Annotated in this window: 23 protein-coding genes; 22 read left to right on the top strand and 1 reads right to left on the bottom strand. The window is 54.0% G+C overall.

What is annotated here, in order from left to right:
* Nucleotides 1-16: 16 nt before the first annotated feature.
* Nucleotides 17-1,009, top strand: coding sequence for a class II fructose-bisphosphatase (gene glpX / locus N2315_01890; GenBank protein MCX7827938.1), 993 nt, complete (start codon nucleotides 17-19; stop codon nucleotides 1,007-1,009).
* Nucleotides 1,010-1,161: 152 nt separating this feature from the next.
* On the opposite strand, the gene cysS is transcribed toward glpX, so the two are convergent.
* Nucleotides 1,162-2,562: a cysteine--tRNA ligase gene (gene cysS, locus N2315_01885; protein ID MCX7827937.1), complete on the bottom strand. Its 1,401-nt coding sequence runs from the start codon at nucleotides 2,560-2,562 to the stop codon at nucleotides 1,162-1,164.
* Nucleotides 2,563-2,663: 101 nt separating this feature from the next.
* On the opposite strand from cysS, the gene N2315_01880 reads away from it, so the two are divergent.
* The 21 genes from N2315_01880 (at nucleotide 2,664) to rbfA (ending at nucleotide 21,749) form a co-directional block, all read left to right on the top strand.
* Nucleotides 2,664-4,124, top strand: a complete 1,461-nt coding sequence (locus N2315_01880; protein ID MCX7827936.1) for an excinuclease ABC subunit UvrC — start codon at nucleotides 2,664-2,666, stop codon at nucleotides 4,122-4,124.
* Entirely contained in the window at nucleotides 4,121-5,254 is a 1,134-nt protein-coding gene (gene ribD / locus N2315_01875; GenBank protein MCX7827935.1) for a bifunctional diaminohydroxyphosphoribosylaminopyrimidine deaminase/5-amino-6-(5-phosphoribosylamino)uracil reductase RibD, read from the top strand. The genes N2315_01880 and ribD overlap by 4 nt, the downstream gene beginning before the upstream one ends.
* Nucleotides 5,236-5,937, top strand: coding sequence for a riboflavin synthase (locus N2315_01870; GenBank protein ID MCX7827934.1), 702 nt, complete (start codon nucleotides 5,236-5,238; stop codon nucleotides 5,935-5,937). Before ribD ends, N2315_01870 begins: the two co-directional genes overlap by 19 nt.
* A gap of 18 nt (nucleotides 5,938-5,955) precedes the next feature.
* Nucleotides 5,956-7,170, top strand: a complete 1,215-nt coding sequence (locus N2315_01865) for a bifunctional 3,4-dihydroxy-2-butanone-4-phosphate synthase/GTP cyclohydrolase II (protein ID MCX7827933.1) — start codon at nucleotides 5,956-5,958, stop codon at nucleotides 7,168-7,170.
* Between the two features lie 111 nt (nucleotides 7,171-7,281).
* A complete protein-coding gene (ribE, locus tag N2315_01860; protein ID MCX7827932.1) occupies nucleotides 7,282-7,770 on the top strand; it encodes a 6,7-dimethyl-8-ribityllumazine synthase in 489 nt (162 codons plus the stop codon).
* Nucleotides 7,771-7,776: 6 nt separating this feature from the next.
* Nucleotides 7,777-9,063, top strand: a complete 1,287-nt coding sequence (gene serS, locus N2315_01855) for a serine--tRNA ligase (GenBank protein ID MCX7827931.1) — start codon at nucleotides 7,777-7,779, stop codon at nucleotides 9,061-9,063.
* A 53-nt stretch (nucleotides 9,064-9,116) separates the two neighbouring features.
* On the top strand, nucleotides 9,117-10,823 hold the full coding sequence (locus N2315_01850; GenBank protein MCX7827930.1) for a WecB/TagA/CpsF family glycosyltransferase: 1,707 nt from the start codon (nucleotides 9,117-9,119) through the stop codon (nucleotides 10,821-10,823).
* 104 nt (nucleotides 10,824-10,927) lie between these two features.
* Complete coding sequence (locus N2315_01845) at nucleotides 10,928-11,233, top strand: YbaB/EbfC family nucleoid-associated protein (protein ID MCX7827929.1); 306 nt, start codon at nucleotides 10,928-10,930, stop codon at nucleotides 11,231-11,233.
* A complete protein-coding gene (recR, locus tag N2315_01840) occupies nucleotides 11,234-11,836 on the top strand; it encodes a recombination mediator RecR (GenBank protein MCX7827928.1) in 603 nt (200 codons plus the stop codon). It begins immediately after the preceding gene.
* A gap of 42 nt (nucleotides 11,837-11,878) precedes the next feature.
* Nucleotides 11,879-13,015 carry a PIN domain nuclease gene (locus N2315_01835; protein MCX7827927.1) on the top strand — a complete coding sequence of 379 codons (1,137 nt, stop codon included), beginning with the start codon at nucleotides 11,879-11,881 and terminating at the stop codon, nucleotides 13,013-13,015.
* Nucleotides 13,015-14,184 (top strand): 2-C-methyl-D-erythritol 2,4-cyclodiphosphate synthase, encoded by a 1,170-nt coding sequence (ispF, locus tag N2315_01830; GenBank protein MCX7827926.1) that lies wholly within the window; start codon nucleotides 13,015-13,017, stop codon nucleotides 14,182-14,184. The genes N2315_01835 and ispF overlap by 1 nt, the downstream gene beginning before the upstream one ends.
* A complete protein-coding gene (locus tag N2315_01825) occupies nucleotides 14,145-14,912 on the top strand; it encodes a septal ring lytic transglycosylase RlpA family protein (GenBank protein ID MCX7827925.1) in 768 nt (255 codons plus the stop codon). Before ispF ends, N2315_01825 begins: the two co-directional genes overlap by 40 nt.
* A 37-nt stretch (nucleotides 14,913-14,949) precedes the next feature.
* Nucleotides 14,950-16,425: an IMP dehydrogenase gene (gene guaB, locus N2315_01820; GenBank protein ID MCX7827924.1), complete on the top strand. Its 1,476-nt coding sequence runs from the start codon at nucleotides 14,950-14,952 to the stop codon at nucleotides 16,423-16,425.
* 15 nt (nucleotides 16,426-16,440) lie between these two features.
* Nucleotides 16,441-16,620, top strand: coding sequence for a hypothetical protein (locus N2315_01815; GenBank protein ID MCX7827923.1), 180 nt, complete (start codon nucleotides 16,441-16,443; stop codon nucleotides 16,618-16,620).
* 200 nt (nucleotides 16,621-16,820) lie between these two features.
* A complete protein-coding gene (locus tag N2315_01810) occupies nucleotides 16,821-17,228 on the top strand; it encodes a hypothetical protein (GenBank protein MCX7827922.1) in 408 nt (135 codons plus the stop codon).
* 46 nt (nucleotides 17,229-17,274) lie between these two features.
* On the top strand, nucleotides 17,275-18,384 hold the full coding sequence (gene nusA, locus N2315_01805; GenBank protein ID MCX7827921.1) for a transcription termination factor NusA: 1,110 nt from the start codon (nucleotides 17,275-17,277) through the stop codon (nucleotides 18,382-18,384).
* Between the two features lie 2 nt (nucleotides 18,385-18,386).
* The gene (locus N2315_01800; GenBank protein MCX7827920.1) at nucleotides 18,387-18,677 is read left to right on the top strand and encodes a YlxR family protein; all 291 of its coding nucleotides are present in this window, start codon (nucleotides 18,387-18,389) and stop codon (nucleotides 18,675-18,677) included.
* A complete protein-coding gene (locus tag N2315_01795; GenBank protein MCX7827919.1) occupies nucleotides 18,670-19,011 on the top strand; it encodes a hypothetical protein in 342 nt (113 codons plus the stop codon). The genes N2315_01800 and N2315_01795 overlap by 8 nt, the downstream gene beginning before the upstream one ends.
* Nucleotides 18,989-21,001: a translation initiation factor IF-2 gene (infB, locus tag N2315_01790; GenBank protein ID MCX7827918.1), complete on the top strand. Its 2,013-nt coding sequence runs from the start codon at nucleotides 18,989-18,991 to the stop codon at nucleotides 20,999-21,001. Before N2315_01795 ends, infB begins: the two co-directional genes overlap by 23 nt.
* Nucleotides 21,002-21,022: 21 nt before the next feature.
* Nucleotides 21,023-21,349 (top strand): DUF503 domain-containing protein, encoded by a 327-nt coding sequence (locus tag N2315_01785; GenBank protein MCX7827917.1) that lies wholly within the window; start codon nucleotides 21,023-21,025, stop codon nucleotides 21,347-21,349.
* On the top strand, nucleotides 21,330-21,749 hold the full coding sequence (gene rbfA, locus N2315_01780; GenBank protein ID MCX7827916.1) for a 30S ribosome-binding factor RbfA: 420 nt from the start codon (nucleotides 21,330-21,332) through the stop codon (nucleotides 21,747-21,749). Before N2315_01785 ends, rbfA begins: the two co-directional genes overlap by 20 nt.
* Nucleotides 21,750-21,751: the final 2 nt, after the last annotated feature.

Below are 21,751 nucleotides of genomic sequence, written 5' to 3'. Positions count from 1 at the left end.
TCAGGGGGTGCTTCGGTTGTATGCTCCGGAGAGGAACATGGCGTTGGAGTTGGTGAGGGCCACCGAATCTGCGGCTATGGCGGCGGGTAGGTGGATGGGGCGAGGGGACAAGAACGGCGCCGATAAGGCTGCGGTTGATGCCATGAGGTATATGCTTAACACGATCCACATGGATGGTGTGGTGGTCATAGGGGAGGGAGAGAAGGACGAGGCCCCTATGCTTTTTAACGGAGAGAGGCTTGGTACCGGCGAGCCTCCTGAGGTTGACATCGCGGTGGATCCCATTGACGGCACCAGGTTGTGTGCGGAGGGGCAGCCAAACGCGGTTAGCGTGGTGGCGGTGGCGGAGAAGGGGTCCTTGTATGATCCCAAGCACATTTTCTACATGGATAAGATCGCCACTGGGCCTGGTGCGGCCCATGCTATAGATATCGAAGCCCCGGTTGAGGAGAACCTGCGCAGGGTGGCGGCGGCATTGAAGAAGTCCGTGGAGGACGTTACGGTTGTGGTGCTTGACCGTCCAAGGCACGAGGATTTGATAAAGCGCATAAGGGCCATGAGGGCCAGGATAAGGCTTATAAGGGACGGAGATGTGGCGGGAGCTCTTATGACGTGCAAGGATGACAGCGGCATAGATCTGCTCCTTGGGATAGGCGGATCTCCAGAGGCGGTGATAAGCGCCTGCGCCATAAAGTGCGTAGGGGGTAACATGCAGTGCAAGCTTTGGCCCAGAAATGAAGAGGAAGCCTCCCGTTGCAGGGAGTTAGGCATGGATCTTGACAGGGTGCTTACCCTCAACGATCTTGTAAGCAGCGACAACGTGTTCTTTGCCGCTACGGGAATAACGGATGGGGAATTCCTGAAGGGGGTTAAGTACCAGGGGGACAGGATAAAGACCACGTCGATGGTCATGAGGTCAAAGAGCGGTACCATCCGGTATGTTGAAGCCATACATCAACTGGACAAGCTGGAGAAGATAAGCGGCATAGAGTACGGTCCGTCCGTTTAGGGCTTGTGCGTTATGCCAGAGGCGGGTCACTGGGGTTGTTGACTTGTAAGGAATCGTGATCATAGGAACTATAACGCAAATTAGGGGGGATTCCTTACCCCCCCTAATTTACGTTTGGTTGTTGTAATCGTAAAAGATAGAAACGTTTGCCCTCATGCCTTCTTCCATCTAGTACCCTGGGGCGTGTCCTCAAGCACTATACCCATGCTGAGGAGTTTATCCCTTATGGCGTCTGCCTCTTTAAAGTTTCGTTCCTTTCTGGCCCGGTTTCTCTGATCTATCAGCTGTTCTACCTCCTGGTCCAGTGATTGGGCCTTTTCTATGCCGATGATGCCCATTATCTGATCCACTTCTTCTAGGAAACGGGCCGCTTCCTCCAATGCTTCCATATCCAGCGGGGATTGGGAGCCTATGTGGGAGTTGGCGGATCTTACCAACGCGAAAACCGCCCCCATGGCTTCAGCGGTGTTTAGGTCATCGTCCATGGCGTTTATGAACTGTTCCCGGCTCTCCCTTATGGTGGATCTAAGTTCCTCCGATACCCCCCCTGCATCTTGCCGGGTCAATGCGAAGGATATCTCCGCCCAGCCATTCCGTAGACGCTCCAGGGCGCTTTGAGCCTGGCGCAGGTTGTCCTCGGAGAAGTTTATGGGAGATCTATAATGGGCGGACAGCATGAATAACCTTATAACCAGGGGATGGAACTTCTTCATAAGGTCCCTTGCGGTCATGAAATTCCCAAGGGATTTTGACATCTTTTCCTTGTCTATCATCAGGTACCCATTGTGAACCCAGTACCGGACAAAGGGTTTCCCGGTGGCGGCCTCTGACTGGGCTATCTCGTTCTCATGGTGTGGGAACACCAGGTCGCAGCCCCCACCGTGGATGTCCACGGTTTCCCCCAGGTGATGCCTGCACATGGCACTGCATTCGATATGCCATCCCGGCCGCCCTAACCCCCAGGGGCTTTCCCACGCTGGTTCCCCCGGCTTCTGGGCCTTCCAAAGGGCGAAATCCAGAGGGTGCCGCTTCCGTGGATCCACCTCAATGCGGGCTCCGGCTTGAAGCTCCTCCAGGTCCTGGCGGATCAGCTTGCCATAGACGGGATAGCTTTTAACGTCAAAGTACACGTCCCCATCCGCCTGGTACGCGTGTCCCTTGCGTATCAGGGTCTCTATGAGCTCTATGATGTGCGGTATTTCGTCGGTGGCCTTGGGGTTTACGGTGGCACGCTTTATCCCAAGGGCGTCTGCGTCCTGGTAATAGGCCTCTATGAACCTATCGGCCAACTCCTCAACGGTGATTCCCATCTCGTTGGCACGGTTTATCATCTTGTCATCTATGTCTGTGAAGTTTTGTACGTACTTGACCTCATACCCTAGGTACTCCAGGTATCTGCGCATGACGTCGAAGACTATGAATGGTCTTGCGTTGCCGATGTGGAAGTAATCGTAAACCGTAGGTCCACACACGTAAAACCTAACCTTGCCCTCCTCCACCGGCACAAAGGGTTCCTTTTTGTTGGTGAGATCATTGAAGATGCTAAAAGCCACGGTTATACCTCCCTCGCCTGTTCGCCTATTATGTTATCCTATATCAGGATTGGGAAAGAATCAAAGCCCTGAGGGGCTTGCACTAAAGACAGAACAGCTTCATGGCGCAAAGGGATGAGCCGATGGCGGAAGAGCGGTTAATAAATTATGTTAAGTCCCTTCCCGAGCGGCCCGGAGTCTACATAATGAGAGACCAGGAGGGTCGCGTCATATACGTGGGCAAGGCCAAAGCCTTAAGAAGAAGGGTCATGTCTTATTTTAGGCATGGAGGTTTTGCGTCTCCAAGGTTGAGGAAGCTTGTTGAGACCGTGAGGGACATATCGGTGGTTAGAACCGCCACCGAGGCTGAGGCGTTGATACTTGAGGCTAGGTTGATAAGGCAGCTTCAGCCCTTTTTCAATGTGGAACTTAAGATGTCCGAGCGGTATCCCTACATAAGGGTGACCGATGAGAGGTTCCCGAGGATAACGGTTACCAGGGTGAAGTCTGGAGGAGGCCTTTTCATCGGCCCCTATGTAAGGGTAAGGGAGCTTCGGGAACTTTTGCGCCTCTTGGATAGGTTTTTCCCCCTCCGCAAGTGTTCCATCCCCATAGAACCCCCCTATGATAAACGACCGTGCATATACCACTCGATAGGTAAATGCCTTGCCCCCTGCGCTGGACTTTGTTCCCAGGTGGAGTACCGTCAGTTGGTTTCTGATGCTGTCATGCTCCTCCAGGGGCGCGGGGCTGATCTGGTGGAACGGCTGAGGTGCAGGATGGAGGATGCGGCGTATAATAGGCTTGCTTTTGAAGAGGCCGCCCAGATAAGGGATATGATAAGGGCCATATGGAGGGTTGGCAGGCAATCCCCTTCTGTCCAGCTTGGAGATGAGGACAATTTTTCGCTGTTGTGTTCGCTTCAGGAGACGTTAGGGCTTAAGCTGCTTCCCTGGCGGATAGAGGGTTATGACATATCGCACCTTGGGGGCACTGACACGGTGGCCTCAAAGGTGGTTTTTGAACAGGGGCGACCTAACAAGTCTTTGTATAGGAGGTATAACCTCGTGGACTTTGGTGGCGATGACTTTAGGGCTTTGGGGGAGGTCTTAAAACGGAGGTTTTCAAGCGCACCGGAGGACGATGTTTTTCCCAATCTGATCCTTATAGATGGTGGTCCCGTGCAGCTGGAGTTCTCTTTGAGGGTGCTCAATGACATGGGGATATCGGTTCCGGTGGTTTCCCTGGCAAAGGGAGAGGAGGAGGTATACCTTCCGGGCAAAGAAATGCCCTTACGGTTGGAAGATGGCAACTTGGCCCTTAGAATGCTTCAGATGGTGAGAGACGAGGCCCATCGCTTTGCCGTTTCCTCCCATAGGGCAAGCAGGGGGCTGCGTATGAGGCGAACTAAGCTGGAGGACATACCGGGAGTTGGACGGGGCAGGGCTTCCCAGCTGTTGAGCCGGTTTGGAAGCGTAAAGAACATAGCAAAACTATCAGAAGAGGAACTTATGGCCATGCCCGGTATAGGGAGGAAACTTGCCAGGATCATATTGGAGCATCTAAAGGAGGATAAAGATTGAAGGTTCTTAAGGATTTTAGTAGGGAATCCCTGGAGGAATCCAAAAGGCATATATATTTTATGCGCATGGCCTTAAGCCTTGCTGCGAGGGGCGGAGTTTCGGTAAGTCCAAACCCCAAGGTTGGCTGTGTGCTTGTTAGGGAGGGTAAGGTGGTGGGCTTTGGGTACCACCGTCGATACGGAGGCCCCCATGCGGAGGCGGAGGCCTTGGCCATGGCGGGAGATGAGGCGGCGGGAAGCACCGCATACGTTACCCTTGAACCATGCTCCCACCATGGGAAAACCCCCCCTTGTGCCCCACGCCTTGTGAATGCCGGCGTAGCCAGGGTGGTTTACGGGCTCAAAGATCCAAACCCGAAGGTGAACGGAGAGGGCCTTAGGATCTTAGAATCAGGCGGCGTAGAAGTGGTAGGGCCTGTGCTGGAAGATGACTGCAAGTGGATTAATCGAGGTTTTTTAAGGCGTGTTACCATGGGCAGGCCTTGGGTCACTTTGAAGGGGGCCTTGTCCGTTGATGGGACCGCATGTCTTGAGAGCGGGGAGAGCAAGTGGATAACCGGTCCCATGGCGCGGCAGAAGGCTCACCTGTTGAGGGCGGAAAACGACGCAGTTCTTGTGGGCATCAACACCGTTATAAATGACGACCCGGAGCTGACGGTTAGGGCGTTGGATGGCGAAAACCCTAAGAAGGTGATACTTGACGGGGATTTGAGAATCCCCATGGAGGCAAAGGTCCTTAAGGGAGGGGAGAGGATAATATTTACCTCCCAAGATGCGCCGGCGGACAAACTGGCCTGTCTTAGCAACATGGGTGTTACGGTGATTCAAGTTCCCCGTGTTGATGGAAGGCTGGATCTTAATCGGGTTTTGGCAGAGCTGGGAAGGCTTGGGGTTAATAACCTGCTCGTGGAGGGGGGCGCAAGAGTCCTTGGGGCTTTTGTGGAGAGCGGTCTTGGCGACATGGTCTCCCTGTTCATAGCCCCATCCATATTGGGCAGGGGACTTCATATCTTTGAATCCTTCGTGCTTCAAGGCCTTGGCGACAGGGTGGAGATAACGAATCACGTGGTCCGGCAGTCGGGGCGTGATCTTTGGTTGGAGGGGGTATTAAGGTGTTCACCGGCCTTGTAGGGGCTGTAGGGAAGGTGGTTTCGGTAAAGCCGGTGGGCGGTGACGTTTGGGAGATACAGGTTGATCCCATGGGTGATATTTTAGGTGGGGCATCGGTGGGGGATTCGGTGGCGGTGGATGGAGTTTGCCTCACCGTGACTGCCATTAAAGGCACCAGGATGGTGGCGCAGATGATGAAGGAGACGGTGGAGCGAACGAAGCTGGGCCATTTGAAAGCAGGTCACCGGGTGAACTTGGAGCTTCCCATGCGATTGGATGGGAGGCTGGATGGGCACATGGTTCAGGGCCATGTGGACTGTCTTGGCACGGTTGAGAGGTGGGAGGACCAGGGAAGTTGGAGAAAGCTGTGGGTTTCCATGCCCCGATGGTTTGCCCCCTACGTGGTTCCTAAGGGTTCTGTGGCGCTGGATGGGGTCAGTCTAACAGTCATAGACGCCCTTGATGAGGCCTTTTCTGTGGGTCTTATCCCCGAGACGTTGAAGAGGACCTGCCTTGTGGATCTTAAGGTTGGGGACAAGGTTAATGTGGAGGGGGATATAATAGGCAAATATGTAATGCGTTGGCTTGGCATCTTCGGGGGATCACCGGTGGTTGCCAAGGAAGGTGTCCATGGGGGAGTTGCGGATGATGGGATCAGCTACGATAAGCTGGCCCTTTACGGATGGGACGTTGGGGGGCGTTAGAGGTTGGCAGAGGATGCTATGAGGGATGTCTTAGGGAGCGTGGAAGACGCTCTCAGGGTGATATCCGAAGGTGGAATGGTGATAGTTGTTGACGATGCCCAACGGGAGAATGAGGGGGACCTTCTTATGGCCGCCCAGTTCTGTCGTGGGGAGGACATAAACTTCATGGCTCGGTATGGCAGGGGGTTGATATGTGCTCCGGTAGACGAGGAGATAGCCAGGAGATTGGAGCTTGCCCCCATGGTGGAGAGAAACACGGACCTTCATGAGACCGCTTTCACCGTCAGCGTTGATGCCAAAGAGGGTACCACCACCGGTATATCCGCCCAGGAGAGGGCTTTAACTGCTAGGTTGTTGGCGGATCCCAAGTCAAGACCCGAGGATTTCCGGCGGCCTGGACACCTTTTCCCCCTCATAGCCAGAAGGGGAGGGGTTTTGAAGAGGGCTGGCCACACGGAGGCGGCGGTTGATCTTGCCAGGTACGCAGGGCTTTTTCCGGCGGGTGTGATATGTGAGATCATGAACGAAGATGGTACCATGGCAAGGCTCCCTCAGCTGGTTAATTTTGCCAGGGAGCATGGGCTGATGATAATCTCCATCGAGGATCTCATAAGGTACAGAAGCCGCAGGGAGAAGTTGGTAAGGCGGGAGGCGGAGATACACCTGCCCACCGCCTATGGCGACTTTAGAGCCATCGGTTACAGGTTTGTATTGGATGAGGACCCCGATAAGGTTCACATGGCCTTGGTTAAGGGGGATGTGGAGGGTAAATCCGGGGTTCTGGTGCGGGTTCATTCGGAGTGCTTTACTGGGGACATATTGGGATCCCTCCGTTGTGACTGCGGCCCTCAGCTTCATAGGGCCATGGAGATGATAGAGGAAGAGGGAGCTGGGGTCCTGCTGTACATGAGGCAAGAGGGGCGGGGGATAGGATTGCTTGCCAAGCTCAAGGCTTACGAGCTTCAGGAGCGGGGGATGGACACCGTTGAGGCAAACGAGGCCTTGGGTTTTGACGCAGATCTCAGGGATTATGGTGTGGGAGCCCAGATATTGGCTGATCTTGGGTTGAAGGAGATAAGGCTGTTGACCAATAACCCCAGAAAGATAGTTGGTTTGGAGGGGTATGGTCTTAAGATAGTAGAGAGGGTGCCCATAGAGATACCTTCCAACCCATACAATGAGAGGTATTTAAAGACCAAGTCGTGTAAGCTGGGCCACCATCTACACCTTTGATAAAGTTTTGGGGTTAGGCACAAGGTTAAGGGCTGTTGGGGTTGCTCTTTTGGGGCTTTGGGTTTTGATGTTTTAAATTTTAAATTAATTGGCTGTTGAGGGGGTCATGACGTGAGGGTTTATTCCGGGAAACTGATAGGAACTGGGTTGAGGTTTGCGGTTGTGGTGTCTAGATTTAACGAGCTGATATCATCAAAGCTTCTGGAGGGGGCCAAGGATGCCCTTTTCAGGCATGACGTGAGGCATCAGGACGTGGACGTTTTTTGGGTTCCTGGGGCTTGGGAGATTCCTCTGGTGGTTAAGGAGTTGGCCCTCACCGGACGCTATGACGGTATAGTGGCATTGGGAGCCATAATAAGAGGAGACACTCCGCACTTTGATTACGTGGCTGCGGAGGCTAGCAAGGGCTTGGCGGCGGTTGGTTTGGATCAGAGGGTTCCGGTGGCCTTTGGGGTCCTTACCTGCGATAACCTGGAGCAGGCCTTGTTGAGGGCTGGCAGCAAATCTGGTAATAAGGGGGCCGAAGCGGCTTTGACCGCCCTTGAGATGGCCAGGCTTTTGGATCAGATACGAAAGGATCAGGGGCAGAAGGAGGACTAAGTTCAGATGATGGATCTGCGATGGGTGAGGGAGAATCTGGAGGAAGCTAGATCTTATTTAACGGCTCGGAACTCCGACTTCCCGCTGGATCGGCTTATATCTCTTGATGGAAGGCGTCGTCAGATTCTGGCGGAGGTTGAGGAGCTTAAGGCCAGGCGTAACGAGGGTTCCCGAAAGGTCGGGGATATGAAGCGCCGTGGGGAAGATCCGAAGGAACTCATGGAGCAGATGCGCGCCATAGGAGACCAGGTCTCCTCGCTGGAGGGGGAGCTGTCCTCAGTTGAGGAGGAGCTCGACGATCTTTTGTTGAGAATGCCAAACAGGCCTCATGAATCAGTGCCGGTGGGTGTGGACGAGTCCTGCAACCCGGTTGTAAGGACCTGGGGAGAGCCTAGGCGGTTTGATTTTACCCCAAGACCTCATTGGGAAGTGGGAGAGGCCCTGGGGATAATGGAGTTTGAAAGGGCGGTCCGCTTGGCGGAGAGCCGGTTTGTGGTTCTCAAGGGGCTTGGGGCCCGGTTGGAAAGGGCATTGATTCAGTATATGCTGGACCTTCACTGTCAGAACGGCTACACGGAGGTGGCCCCCCCGTTTCTGGTTAACAGCGATACCATGACCGGCACGGGGCAGCTGCCCAAGTTTGCGGAGGATCTGTATCGCTGTGCCAACGATGACCTATGGTTGATACCTACCGCGGAGGTCCCCCTTACAAACCTTCACAGGGGTGAGATCCTCGAGGAGGATCAGCTCCCTCTTTATTACACTGCCTATACGCCATGTTTTAGGCGTGAGGCGGGGAGTTACGGCCGGGATGTAAAGGGCATGCTTAGGGTTCATCAGTTCTCCAAGGTGGAGCTTGTTAAGATATGCAAGCCCGAGGACAGCTATGATGAGCTTGAGAAGCTCACCGCCTCTGCAGAGTCCGTGTTGAGGGGGCTTGGGCTTCCATATCGGGTTGTGTGTCTTTGTACTGGTGATATGGGTTTTGGAGCCAGCAAGACCTATGACCTGGAGGTGTGGCTGCCCTCTCAGGGATGTTATCGGGAGATAAGCTCTTGCAGCAACTGCGAGGACTTTCAGGCTAGGCGTATGAACACCCGCTATAGGCCGAAGGGAGGAGGCAAGCCGCGATTTGTTCACACCCTAAACGGATCGGGGATAGCGGTTGGGCGGTGCTTGCTGGCCATAGTTGAGAATTTCCAGCGGCAGGACGGATCTGTTGATATCCCCGACCCATTGGTCCCATACATGGGGGGGATTAAGCGGATAGTTCCGTCTTCTTCCAGATCTTAGGTTCGGTTGGAGCAAGTGGTTCGGTGAATTTGGGGGTTTGCTCTCAACTTTCATTGATCCTGGTCCTGGGGCTTGGGGGATTGTTGGTTCAGCGGTTCTTTAAGCCCCATCTGGACCGGGATCAGTATTACTACGTTAAGGACATAACCATGCTGGCATCTTGGGCCATGGTGGGGATTTGGTCTGGAAGCGGCCTCCTCAAGTGGGTCATCATAGCCGGCATGGGTGGTTTGTTCTTGGGGTTTTGTCAGAAGATGCAGCGGTCCTTTGAGCTTAGGCCTCTATTCCTCTTCTTGGGGCTTTTGCTTGCGCTCTTTGGGCCAAGGATAAACTTCATAGGGATGCCCGGGGGGGTTTTCCTTTACCTGCCCCAGGGTGTGGCGGTGGTTTTAAGTGCCCTTTGGTACTCCCTTTTCCCCTTGGTGCTTCAAGAAGTGGATCAGATACCGGGTCTTGGCGGCAGCTTGCTTTTCGTTGGATGGCTGTTGATGTCCCTTGGAGTGCTGATTTCTTCCCCGGGCTGGAACGAGGTGATATACGCCTGTTTGGCTGGATTGGTGCTGATGGGGGCCTTTTGGAGTCGTTACCTCCATGTTTACGGTAGGCTTGGGGAGCAGATGACTTCCATGTGGGGGATGATCATGGGGGGCATAACGGTGCTTGGGGCTTCCAAGGGGTTGGCCTTCTCTGCGTTGTTTTTGATGCCCCTGGGACTTTTCCTGGTGCCAATCGTGGAAACCTCCCTTAAAATTGTTGGAACCTCTCTGGTGAGGCGTCAACTTGGTAGCGTTACCCTTTACAGGGCTCTAATGAACCGAGGGGTGGACCACCCGATGGCGGTATACATGGTATCCTTCACGTGCCTCTGCCTTGGGATGCTGGGCTTCTCCGCCCAGCGGTCCGGTACCTGGCAGTTGTCTCTTTTGGTGCTTCTCGGAATTGTGCTGCTGGGAGGGGGACTTTATACCTTTTTGAGGCGAGGTGGTTCGGTTTTGGCCCACAGCAGACGTCCACGTATATTCGGTGTTCACGTGGACAACGTTACTCTTAACTACGTTTTAGGCAGGGTAAGGGCAATGGTCTCTCGGGGGGAATCATGCCTTATATGTACACTGGATGCCCTAGGGGCCCTGCGGTCCAGGGATGATTCGGAGTATAGGGAAGTTCTAAATCGATCGGACCTGGTGCTTCCAGACGGCAAGGGCTTGCTTGAGGCCTTCAGGATCCTTGGAAATCCGCTGTCGGAGCGGATTCCAGGGGTAGAGTTTGTGGATCACCTTTGCCGTTTGGCTGCGTCGGAGGGGTGGAAGGTTTTTCTCCTGGGTGGCAAGCCGGGTGTGGCGGAGTTGGCGGCCCAGAGGCTGGTGGAGCGGCATCCAGGACTTGTGGTGGCTGGATGCATGGACGGCTACTTCCCGGATTCTAAGGAAGCTGAGGTGGTGAAATCCATAGCCTCCAGCGGAGCTAAGGTACTGTTCGTTGGCCTTGGGGTTCCCCGCCAGGAGAAGTGGCTGTTTAAGGTGTTGAAGACGGATGGCTGTCTTGCCGGCGTGGTTGGGGTGGGAATTGGCGGCAGCTTTGACGTAATATCGGGGAGGCTCAAGCGCGCTCCGTTGTCGTGGCAGCGCCTTGGGCTGGAGTGGCTTTATAGGACCATTCAGGAACCCTGGAGGATACGACGGATAGCGAGGCTGCCTAAGTTTCTCTTGCTTGTCCTGTTGGAAAAGCTGCTGGGACCAGGGGATGATAAAATAGAGTAGCATATCATTTTGTATGCCTCTATGTGTGTTTGGTGCTTGGGGCGGCGTGGTGTTTTGGGTGTTGTTTCTCGTTTCCAAATATTTAAAAGGGGGAGATGGTGGTTTTGAAGATAGACAAGCTTCTTAAGCAGGCCCAGAAGGTTCAAGCCCAGATGGCCACGTTGCAGGAGGAGCTGGCAAAGACGGAACACCAGGGGTCTTCCGGCGGCGGCATGGTTACCGCTCGAGTTAACGGCCAGGGGGATCTGCTCTCGGTGAAGATATCCAAGGAGGTTATCGATCCATCGGATCCTGAGATGCTTGAGGATCTTGTGGTCTCGGCGGTTAACGATGCCCTCAGGAAGAGCAGGGATTTCGCTTCGGAGCAGATGAACAGGCTGACCGGTGGTCTTGGGTTTGGGGGTTTCTGATTGAGCTCAACCGGTGTTTTGCTGGTAGATAGGCTTATAGAGAAGTTTAAAAGGCTTCCGGGTGTTGGCGAAAAGGGGGCCAGGCGTTTTGCTTTCTTCGTCCTCCAACAATCCCCCGGTTGGGTTGAAGAGTTCGCCAGGGATTTGTTGGAGGCCAGGAGCTCAATCCGTCAGTGTAGGGTTTGCGGAGGGCTCGCGGAGAAGGACCTTTGCCCCGTATGTTTGGATCCCAATAGGTCTAATGGGGTCATATGCGTGGTGGAGACCGTTGAGGATAGCCTGGTTATTGAAAGGCATGGCGTGTTCGATGGTAGATACCACGTGCTTGGGGGGCGTTTCTCTCCTATGGACGGAGAGGAGATCCCTAGGGAGAGGTTAGATCAGCTGCGCCGAAGGGTTGCCCAAGAAGGGATTGCGGAGGTCATACTGGCGCTTAATCCAAGCGTGGAGGGCGAACTCACTGCCATGGCGGTGAGGGATGCCATAGGGGACCTACCTGTAAGAGTTACTCGACTGGCCTTCGGTATTCCCGTGGGAGGAAGCATAGGTTTTGTGGACAGCGCCACCTTGAAACTTGCGATGGAGGGGCGCAGGGGCCTTTAGGCCCCTTGGCTTTATATATCATTTTTTCGGAGGTTTTGTGGAATGTTTAGAATAATGAAGGGGGTCATAAGGCTCCTGCTGGCCATATTAGGTGGTGTTGTGGGTTATCAAGTTTCTGCTTTTATCTTGGCAGAGGGCGGGGAGATGGGGGCCTTTATTGGCTCTCACCCGGTTGGATGGATGATTTTCTTCGTATTTTCCTTTGCCCTTGTGGGGTTCATGCTTACCCCGGTTTTTTGGATGGGCCTTGGTAAACTGGGACAGCTTTTTGAGGCAAACCTGCAGGGCTTCGGTCTTCATGAAATATTAATATCACTGATGGGTCTTACCTTGGGGTTGGTTTTAGCCAACCTGATAGCCCTTCCACTGTCCAGGATACCTGTGGTAGGGGTCTACGTTGCCGTTCTGATCAACGTGGTATTAGGGTACTTGGGTGTTAGGTTGTCCTTAAGGCGCAGGGATGACATCTGGGCTTTTTTCTCTTCCGCCGGTTCGATAAAGGGGAAGATAAACTTCCGCAAAAAAACCGATCAGGCCCCCAAGACGTCGGCGGTTGAGCCCTGTGAGAGCTACGGCCCAAGGAAGCCCAAGGTTTTGGATACCAGCATTTTGATAGATGGGAGGATATCCGACATAGTATCCACGGGTTTCATTGAAGGTCCCCTGATACTTCCCCGCTTTGTCCTATCGGAACTTCAGGGGGTGGCGGACAGCGCGGACCCAATAAAGAGAGCCCGTGGAAGGCGTGGGCTTGATGTGGTTAACCGAATGCAGCAGCATCTTGGCGACGACCTCAGAATAATGGATGTTCCCATGAAAGATCTGGACAGGGAAGTCGTGGACGAGGCCATCGTTGCCTTGGCTAAGAGGATGGACGGTTGCGTGCTGACCACGGACTATAACCTGAACAAGATAGCCCAGATAGACGGGGTCAGGGTTCTCAACGTTAACGACCTTTCAAACGCCCTTAAGCCCATGCTTTTGCCGGGGGAAAACATCAGGGTTGACGTCATCCGGGAGGGTAAGGAGCCCAACCAGGGCGTTGGCTACCTTGAGGACGGTACCATGATAGTGGTGGAGGATGGCCATAGGTACATCGGAAGCCGCGTGGATGTGGTGGTTACATCTATGCTGCAGACATCGGCGGGAAGGATGATATTCGCTAGGATAAGACGATGATGAACGATAGAAGATCCTGCTGGTCCTTTATATGCGTGGCTGCTGGAGGCGGGGTGAGGCTTGGAGGGGAGCCAAAGCAGTTTAGACGCCTTAATGGGCGTCCTCTTTGGGCTTGGAGTTGCGAGGCTCCAAGGAGGCTTTGGGAACGGGGGCTTGTTGGAGAAGTGGTCCTCGTCCTTCCTTCGGATATGGAAGATCATTGGCCGGTTCGGCGTACCTTTGAGGATCTTTTTTCTCCAATGCCGTTGGTCACGGTGTCCGGTGGCAGCGAGCGGTATCTTTCGGTTATAGCTGGAGTTAGGGCAGCCTCCGGTGACATGGTGATGGTCCACGATGCAGCAAGACCTTTCCTTAGTGAGGATCTTTGCCTTAGATTGATGGAGGTGGCGGAGAAGAGGGGGGCTGCAATACCGGTGGTCCAGTGCAACGACTCGGTGCGATCAATCCAAGCAGGGATGATATGTGGTACCCTGGACAGGTCATCCCTGCGGCTGACCCAGACACCGCAGGCCTTTGAACGGGAGAGATTGATGGCCGCCCTTTTAAGGGGTGAGGGGTTTAAGGATGAGGCGGAAGCTTGGCTTGAAGCCGGATGGGATGTTGGCTGGGTTGAGGGGGACAGAAAACTCTTCAAGATAACCGAAGAGTGGGATTGGAAGGTGGCGGTGGCTATGACGGAGGGATTGGGATTTCGATGTGGTCATGGTTACGATGTTCACCCTCTGGTACCCGGAAGACCTTTGGTGCTTGGGGGTGTAACCATTGATGGGGCTCCGATGGGGCTTTTAGGGCATTCCGATGGTGACGTGGTGTGCCATGCGATTGCGGACGCCCTCCTTGGTGCCGCCGGTGAGCCTGACATAGGTACTCTTTTCCCAGCTTCCGATGCAGCGTATCGCGGCGCCTACAGCCTTGAGTTATTAAGACAGGTTTACCTGCGGGTGGTTGAACTTGGATTCACGTTGGAGTGGGTAGATGTTACCATAACGGCCCAGGTTCCCAAACTTTCCTCTTGGATATCTCCGATTAAGTCGAAAATTTCGTCGGTGTTTGGGGGTTTAAATTTGGTCAATGTTAAGGTAAAATCCGGGGAAAATGTGGGGGCGGTGGGCAGAGGGGAGTGCATGATTTGTCATTCCGTGGCCACTTTGAGAAGGTATGGGTTTTAGCGCCGGTTCTCCTATGCGTTTCGTTTCTGCTTGGTTTTGCTGATTTACTTCTGGGAAGCGTTGCCTCCGAGGTTTCAACCGCTGAGGAGGTGGCGGTATGGTCTCTCTACGGGGAGGAGATCTGGAGGTTTCCCATTTCATCGGAGGTGGATGCTAGGTCCGCCTCCGATGCTTTAAACAGCGCTTTATCCAGGGGTTTTAACATATCTGCCCTTAGGGTTACAAAACAAGGGGATCGGTGGTTTCTTAGGGTTGGACAAGATGACCTTATGGAAGTTAAGGCGGATCATTCGGGACTTTTAAGGCTTCCTCCCAAGTTTACAGCTCTTCTGATTCTTTCGCGGATTTACGATGTACTTGGAAGGGGAGCTCCTGTGGGAGAGGATGAGCGGTTTAACCTCCGAGGCGGGAGGATGGCGGAGGGGACCATATCCTGGTATGGTGGGGAGTCCATGGTTGGCAGAAAGTTTGCCAACGGAGAAGTCTATTCCGGCAATGAGCTGGTGGCGGCGGCTAAGGACCTGCCCTTTGGAACGTTGCTGAGGATAAAGAACCTGGCTTCGGGTAAGACGGTGGTGGTTAGGGTGGTGGACCGTTTTAGGGAGCACCGAGGGCGGATACTGGATGTTTCAAGGGCTGCGGCGGAGCTTCTGGGGTTCAAAAGCCAAGGAGTTGCTAAGGTGTTGGTGGAGGTAATAGGTCACGTCAAAAGGGTGGGCGGTAGATAGGGCCCAGCTTTTTTTATAACCTTATGGAGGTGTTTGTATGAGCGTGGTTGAGCGTTTTGTTCCGTATGAGGGGTTTACGTTTGATGACGTGCTTCTTGAGCCCGCCTACAGCGAGGTCTTGCCATCCCAGGTGGATCTTAGGAGTAACCTCACCCCTCTGATTGGGCTTAACCTGCCCATATCCAGCGCTGCCATGGACACTGTTACAGAGAGCCGTCTGGCCATAGCCATGGCCCGGGAGGGGGGCATAGGTATAGTTCACAGGAACATGCCCATAGAGCGGCAGGCGGCGGAGGTTGATAAGGTTAAAAGGTCGGAGTCTGGAGTCATAGTGGATCCCTTCTACCTTTATCCTCAGGACAAGATCCAGGATGCGGTGGATTTAATGTCGCACTATCACATATCCGGGGTTCCCATAGTGGACGATAAGATGCGCTTGGTGGGTATAATAACTAACCGGGATCTCCGGTTTGTGACCGATTACGGGCAGCCCATATGCGAGGTGATGACCAAGGAAGGCCTTGTAACTGCCCCTATCGGCACAACCCTTGATGATGCCAAGGACATATTGATGAGGCACAAGATAGAGAAACTTCCCATAGTGGACGGGGAGGGAAAGCTTAAGGGGCTTATAACCATAAAGGACATTCAAAAGGCTAAGGAGTTCCCTAACGCTGCGAAGGACGAGCACGGCCGGCTCCGAGTTGGGGCTGCTATAGGGGTTGGAGCGGACTCCCTGGCAAGGGCCGAGGCGCTGGTTAGGGCAGGAGTTGACGTGATAGTGGTGGATACGGCTCATGGGCATTCAGTGGCGGTTTTGAATACCGTCAGGGAGCTTAGGAAGAGGCACCCAAGGCTCCAGATAATAGGGGGCAACATAGCCACCGGTGAGGCTGCCAAGGCATTGATTGAAGCCGGGGCCGATGCTGTCAAGGTTGGCATCGGGCCGGGATCTATATGTACCACCCGGGTGGTTGCGGGGATAGGGGTTCCTCAGGTGGCGGCCATAATGAACGTGGCAAAGGTTGCCCATTCCATGGGTGGAACGGTCATAGCGGATGGAGGTATCCGTTACTCGGGCGACATAGTTAAAGCCATAGCGGCTGGGGCGGACGTGGTGATGATAGGATCCCTTCTGGCGGGTACAGAGGAGAGCCCCGGCGAGGTGGTAATATCCAGAGGTAGATCGTTCAAAAGTTACCGTGGCATGGGGTCCCTTGGCGCCATGAAAGAGGGATGCAGCAAGGATCGTTACTTTCAAGAGGGTACGGTGGAGGATAAGCTGGTGCCCGAGGGGATAGAAGGGCTTGTGCCATATAAGGGGCCTTTGGCCTCCGTGGTCTACCAGATGGCGGGTGGCATCAGGGCTGGCATGGGATATGTCGGGGCCAGGGACATTCAGGAGCTTCAAACCAAGAGCCGGTTTATCAAGATAACCTCTGCTTCGGTGAAGGAAAACCACCCCCATGATGTTACAATAACCAAGGAGGCTCCTAATTATTGGGTTGAATGACGGGGGTGATGCACGATGAGGGTGTTTCACGTTCCCGAGGATTTTGGTGATATCTATAAGGATGGGATCATGATGCTTCCCGATCTAGAGCTTGACGTGTTCAGCGATGACTCCCTGGAGAGCATGCCGGAGGAGGACTTCCTGATGGGTATGGACGATTGGTGGGCAGAGTTTACCGCCGATATGAACCTGTGATGGTCCTTCCCTTAGCGGTAACGGTGTAATATAATGAGAAAAGAGTAGCCTTTGTGCCTTGTGCGATTTCTACAGCCGGTGGGTTTAGCGTTTGGAGAGTGGGTTATATCCCACTCTTCGTTTTTTGTTCCGTCCCCCTTGCCATGGAGGTGGCTGCATTGGCGGTAGCAGGATTTCGCTTGCGTGATGACATAAAGCGTATGGTTGGGGAAATGGGTTACATATGTTTGGAGGTTAAGGTAGCAAGGGAGATGGGAGCCCAGGTTTTAAGGGTAACCATAGATTCTCTGGATTACCCGGTTGGTCTTTCGGATTGCGAGGCAGTTTCTAGACGCATTAATGAGCTATTGGATAGTCATGAAGATGGCGGCATAAAGGACAGGTATTATCTGGAGGTTTCATCTCCAGGGCCTCAGAGGCCTTTGCTCTGTCTGGATGACTTCAGGCGTTTCATGGGACGGAAGATCAAGATATCAATGGGTAAGGGGAAGAAGAGGACATTTTTTATAGATCAGGTTATGCCTGATGGCAGGGTAAGGCTCATCCAAGAGGGGGAGGAAATGATCTGCCCTTGGGATGAGCTTAGGAATCCCAGGCTTTGTGACTAAGGGATCATCAGCAGAAGCAGATTAACGGAAACGGGGGAGTTTTTTCATGATCTTGGGAAGGGATTTTACCAGGGCCCTTAAGCAGCTTGAGGCGGAGAAGGGGTTGTCTCTTGACATCATATCGTCCAGCCTGGAGGCTGCTTTGGTGTCCGCTTACAGGAAGTTTAAGGGGGGAAACCAGAACGTAGAGGTATTCATAGACTTTGAGAACGGGGAGATATTCCTCTCAGAGGTCAAACAGGTGGTGTCTTGTGTGGATAATCCGGATACGGAGATATCCTTGGAAGATGCCAGGAAGATGGGTTTTTCGGACGTGGAGATTGGGGATGTAATAAGGATAGAAGTATTCCCTGAGAACTTTGGTCGTATAGCAGCCCAGACCGCAAGGCAGGTCATAATTCAACGTCTGAAGGACGCGGAAAGGCAGATTATCTTTGAGGAGTTTGCAGACAAGACCGGGGATCTGGTGCAGGGGGTAATATTTAAGATAGAGGGAGACCAGATTCTGGTTCGCTTAAATGACAGGACCGAGGCCATACTCCCCAGGGAGGAGAGGATCTTAGGGGAGACTTACAGGGTTTCGGATCGATTTAAGTTCTTCCTTCTGGACGTAAGGCAGACCACCAAGGGGCCCCGCATAGTGGTGTCGAGGACCCATCCCGGGCTTTTAAGAAAGTTGTTCGAGCTGGAGGTTCCGGAGATAAGGGACGGCATCATAGAGATAAAGAACATCGTGCGGGAGGCTGGTGGTAGGTCAAAGGTGGCGGTCCAATCCCTTGACGCCAACGTTGACCCGGTGGGTGCCTGTGTTGGTCCTAAGGGAACGAGGATAAAATCGGTTATGGACGAATTGGGCGGTGAGCGGGTTGACGTCATACCCTGGAGCAGCGACCCCATGGTATACGTGAGGAACGCCCTTTCGCCAGCCAAGGCGGTTAAGGTGGAGCCTATGCTTGATCAGGAGAAGGCCCTCAGGGTGTACGTAAGGCCGGATCAGCTGTCTTTGGCGATAGGCAAGGCCGGTCAGAACGTGAGGCTTGCCGCTCGGCTTACGGGCTGGAAGATAGACATAAAGGTCTTGGAGCCCGAAAGGCTTCCTACCCTGAAGGATCTTTTTGAAGACATAATGGCCGATGCAGGCGGGGAGAAGGATTAGGATTGGTACAGGAGAAGCGGCGCCGTCCAAGACGTTGTGTGGCATGTGGTACCGAGGCTCCAAAGCGAGGCCTTGTCAGGGTGGTTAGATCTCCGGAGGGGAAGGTGCATCTTGACAGGTCCGGGCGGGCTCCTGGCCGAGGCGCCTATTTGTGCCCTAACTTATCGTGCCTGGCTTTGGCGGTGAAGAAAAAAGCCCTCCAGAGGTCCCTTCGGGTGGACGTGGGGCCCGAGGTTATAAGGGACTTGGAGGATCTGCTTAGAGCCCTGGAGGCGGAAACATCTGATGGTTGACCCTAGGAGACTTTTGGGGCTTATAGGGTTAATGAGGCGTCGTGGGGTCATAGCCTATGGTCAAGATAGGGCGATGAGGGCTGTTTGTGATAGGCCAAGCGCCTGGGTGGTCTTGGCATCGGGCGACTGTCCTGACAAGTTGCTGCTTAAATTTTGTCGCACCGGTTGTGCGGTGTATAGGTTAAATGGTGTTGACTCCGCTGAAGTTGGTTGTTCGCTGGGTACCAGGGCGGTTAACGTGGTGGCGATCCCCTTGTCGGATCCGATGGGGCGGTCGCTGGCGTCTCTTTTAGAAGGGGAGAGTGATACTGTTGAGCAAGATAAGGGTTTATGAACTGGCTAAGATGTTGGGGAAGACCAACGGAGAGCTGATGGATATATTGAAGGACTTAGGCGTGGACGTTAAGACCCACATGAGCTCCATAGATGCCGATGTGGCCCAGCTGGTGGAGGATACGGTTCTTGGCGGCGGTAGAGAAGAGAATGAGTCTAAAGATACTCCAAAGGTGCAATATAGGCCTGGCTGCAGCGTTGGTGATATCGCTAAGGCCTTAGGCCAGACCCCTGGCGGAGTGGTAAAGGTGTTGGTTGAGGCCGGCATGATGGCTCCCGCCTCTGCCGTGGCGGATGAGAAGGTTTTGGCGGTCCTGTCCAAGCACTTTGGGGTTGTCTTTGAGCCCTCCCAGGGGAATCTTGATGTGACCCCTGGTCCAGAGGATGTTAATGTTAAGTCGAAGAAGGATAAGTCCGCGGCCGGCAAGGGTAAGTCCAAATCCAAGAAGGAGGTCCCTGCATCCTCTGGTCAAGTGCAGCCAAGACCCCCCATAGTGACCGTAATGGGGCATGTTGATCACGGGAAGACCACCTTGTTGGACTTCATAAGGAAGACCAAGGTGGCGGACAAGGAGGCTGGGGGTATAACTCAGCACATAGGAGCCTCGGTGGTTGACTATGGTGGGAAGAGGATAGTTTTTTTGGACACGCCGGGTCACGAGGCGTTTACTGCCATGCGGGCCAGGGGAGCCAAGGTTACGGACATAGCTATCCTTGTGGTGGCGGCGGATGACGGGGTCATGCCCCAGACTCTTGAGGCCCTCAACCATGCAAAAGCTGCGGGAGTGCCGATAATCGTGGCGATAAACAAGGTGGATAAGCCCGAGGCCAGACCTGATCGGGTGCGCCAGCAGCTTTCGGATCATGGCCTGGTGCCCGAGGAGTGGGGCGGCGACACCGTAATGGTGGAAGTGGCAGCCAAGTCCGGATTGGGTGTGGACCAGTTGCTGGAGATGGTCCTTCTGGTGGCGGAGATGGAGGAGCTTAAGGCGGATCCCAATGCAGAGCCCAGGGGGACCGTGGTGGAAGCCAACCTGGATAAGGGCAAGGGGCCGGTGGCAACCGTGATAGTCCAGGAAGGAACTCTCCGAAGAGGCCATGTGATAAGGACCAACTCCACGTGGGGCAAGATAAGGGCCATGCTGGACCACCGGGGTAATTTCGTTGACGCGGCGGGTCCAAGCACTCCGGTGGAGATACTGGGCTTTGAGTCGGTGCCGCAGCCGGGTGAAACCTTTGAGAGGGTTGCGGATGAAAAGGAAGCCAGAGAACTTTACCAGATGCACCTTCAAGAGAAGAGGAATGCGGAGGTTAAGAAGGAGTCCCGTCTTACGCTGGAGGAACTATATGAGAGGATGCAGGAGGGCGGTGAGGCTCCCCAGCTCAACCTTGTTCTAAAGTGTGATGTCCAGGGCTCCGTGGAGGCCTTTAGGTCTTCGCTCTTGAAGATGAGCACCGATGAGGTGGGCATAAACATCGTTCACGAAGGGGTCGGGAGGATCTCGGAGAGCGATGTTATGCTGGCTTCGGCCTCGAACGCCATAATAATAGGTTTTAACGTGAGGCCCGACGCCAATGCGAAGAAGATAGCGGAGAACGAAGGGGTTCAGATAAGGCTTTACAGGGTTATATACGACGTTTTGGACGACGTAAAAGCGGCGTTGGAAGGCATGCTGTCCCCGACCATAAGGGAGAACATACTTGGCCAGGTGGAGATTCGAGCGGTCTTCAAGGTTCCTAAGGTGGGTAAGATCGCTGGTTGTTATGTCCAGGAAGGACTTATAAGGCGTAACGCCAAGGTCCGACTCATCAGGGAGGGAGTGGTCATATGGGAAGGAGCCCTGGCCACCCTTAAGCGGTTTAAGGATGATGTAAGGGAGGTCTCCGCCGGCTATGAGTGCGGTTTGAGCTTCCAAAACTTCCAGGACTTCAGAGAGGGAGACGTGGTGGAGGCCTACGAGCTGGTGAAGGAAAAGCGTCACCTGGATTAGCAGAAATTACGGGGGTCCGCCATGGGAGGGCTTAGAGGATGGGTGGGGTACTTGAGGGTAGAGCTTACAGGTCCCATGTTCTCGTGCCTGAAGGATAGGAGGAGTTGGATCCGCTCCGTTCAGGATCAGGCTAGAGGCAAGTTCAATGTTTCCCTGGCGGACCTCAGCCCCGATGGGGATTATGGGGCGGTGGCATTGGGGTTTGCTCTGGCGAGTTCTTGTAATTCCGAGCTGATAGGAAGGATCGAAGCCGTTAAATCATTTGTTGCCCGCATGGCGGAGGATAACGGCCTTGAGATCCTGGATTTTTTGGAAGAGGTTTTTTGCGATGACGACCTTTCGGATTGAAAGACTTAACAAGGAATTCTTAAGGGAGATATCGATCCTGCTCCAGGGCAGGATTAAGAATGAGAAGGCGAGGATGGCCATATTGACCGCGGTGGCCTGTTCTAAAGACCTTAGCGTGGCCAAGGTTTACTTCACTGTTCTGGACAGATCCACCGTGGATGAAGTCAAGTCAGGCCTTGAGGAGGTTGGGGGCCTCATTAGAGGCCTCTTGGGCAAGGAGATGAGGCTTAGGAAGATACCGGAGTTTAGGTTTGTTTATGACGATACCGAGGACCGGGCTGGACGGGTGGAGGCCCTGTTAAACCGTTTATCGTCTTATGCCGCCGCTCCAGGTAACGTTGAAGAGGCTGGGGAGGACGACACGTCGTATGAGTGGGAGGATGAGGAGGATTCCGAGTGACG

Source organism: Thermanaerothrix sp. (assembly GCA_026417795.1).
In the GTDB taxonomy this organism is placed as follows: domain Bacteria; phylum Synergistota; class Synergistia; order Synergistales; family Synergistaceae; genus Thermanaerovibrio.
Note: the sequence above shows the minus strand (reverse complement) of the source record. Positions and strands in the feature narration are given on the sequence as shown.

What these genes read in the sequence shown, in the direction of transcription:
- guaB (MCX7827924.1), top strand. Translation starts at nt 14,950, where the DNA reads ATGAGCGTGGTTGAGCGTTTTGTTCCGTATGAGGGGTTTACGTTTGAT.
- N2315_01880 (MCX7827936.1), top strand. Translation starts at nt 2,664, where the DNA reads ATGGCGCAAAGGGATGAGCCGATGGCGGAAGAGCGGTTAATAAATTAT.
- nusA (MCX7827921.1), top strand. Translation starts at nt 17,275, where the DNA reads ATGATCTTGGGAAGGGATTTTACCAGGGCCCTTAAGCAGCTTGAGGCG.
- serS (MCX7827931.1), top strand. Translation starts at nt 7,777, where the DNA reads ATGATGGATCTGCGATGGGTGAGGGAGAATCTGGAGGAAGCTAGATCT.
- N2315_01785 (MCX7827917.1), top strand. Translation starts at nt 21,023, where the DNA reads ATGGGAGGGCTTAGAGGATGGGTGGGGTACTTGAGGGTAGAGCTTACA.
- N2315_01810 (MCX7827922.1), top strand. Translation starts at nt 16,821, where the DNA reads ATGGTTGGGGAAATGGGTTACATATGTTTGGAGGTTAAGGTAGCAAGG.
- N2315_01865 (MCX7827933.1), top strand. Translation starts at nt 5,956, where the DNA reads ATGAGGGATGTCTTAGGGAGCGTGGAAGACGCTCTCAGGGTGATATCC.
- N2315_01795 (MCX7827919.1), top strand. Translation starts at nt 18,670, where the DNA reads ATGGTTGACCCTAGGAGACTTTTGGGGCTTATAGGGTTAATGAGGCGT.
- rbfA (MCX7827916.1), top strand. Translation starts at nt 21,330, where the DNA reads ATGACGACCTTTCGGATTGAAAGACTTAACAAGGAATTCTTAAGGGAG.
- N2315_01815 (MCX7827923.1), top strand. Translation starts at nt 16,441, where the DNA reads ATGAGGGTGTTTCACGTTCCCGAGGATTTTGGTGATATCTATAAGGAT.
- N2315_01835 (MCX7827927.1), top strand. Translation starts at nt 11,879, where the DNA reads ATGTTTAGAATAATGAAGGGGGTCATAAGGCTCCTGCTGGCCATATTA.
- ispF (MCX7827926.1), top strand. Translation starts at nt 13,015, where the DNA reads ATGAACGATAGAAGATCCTGCTGGTCCTTTATATGCGTGGCTGCTGGA.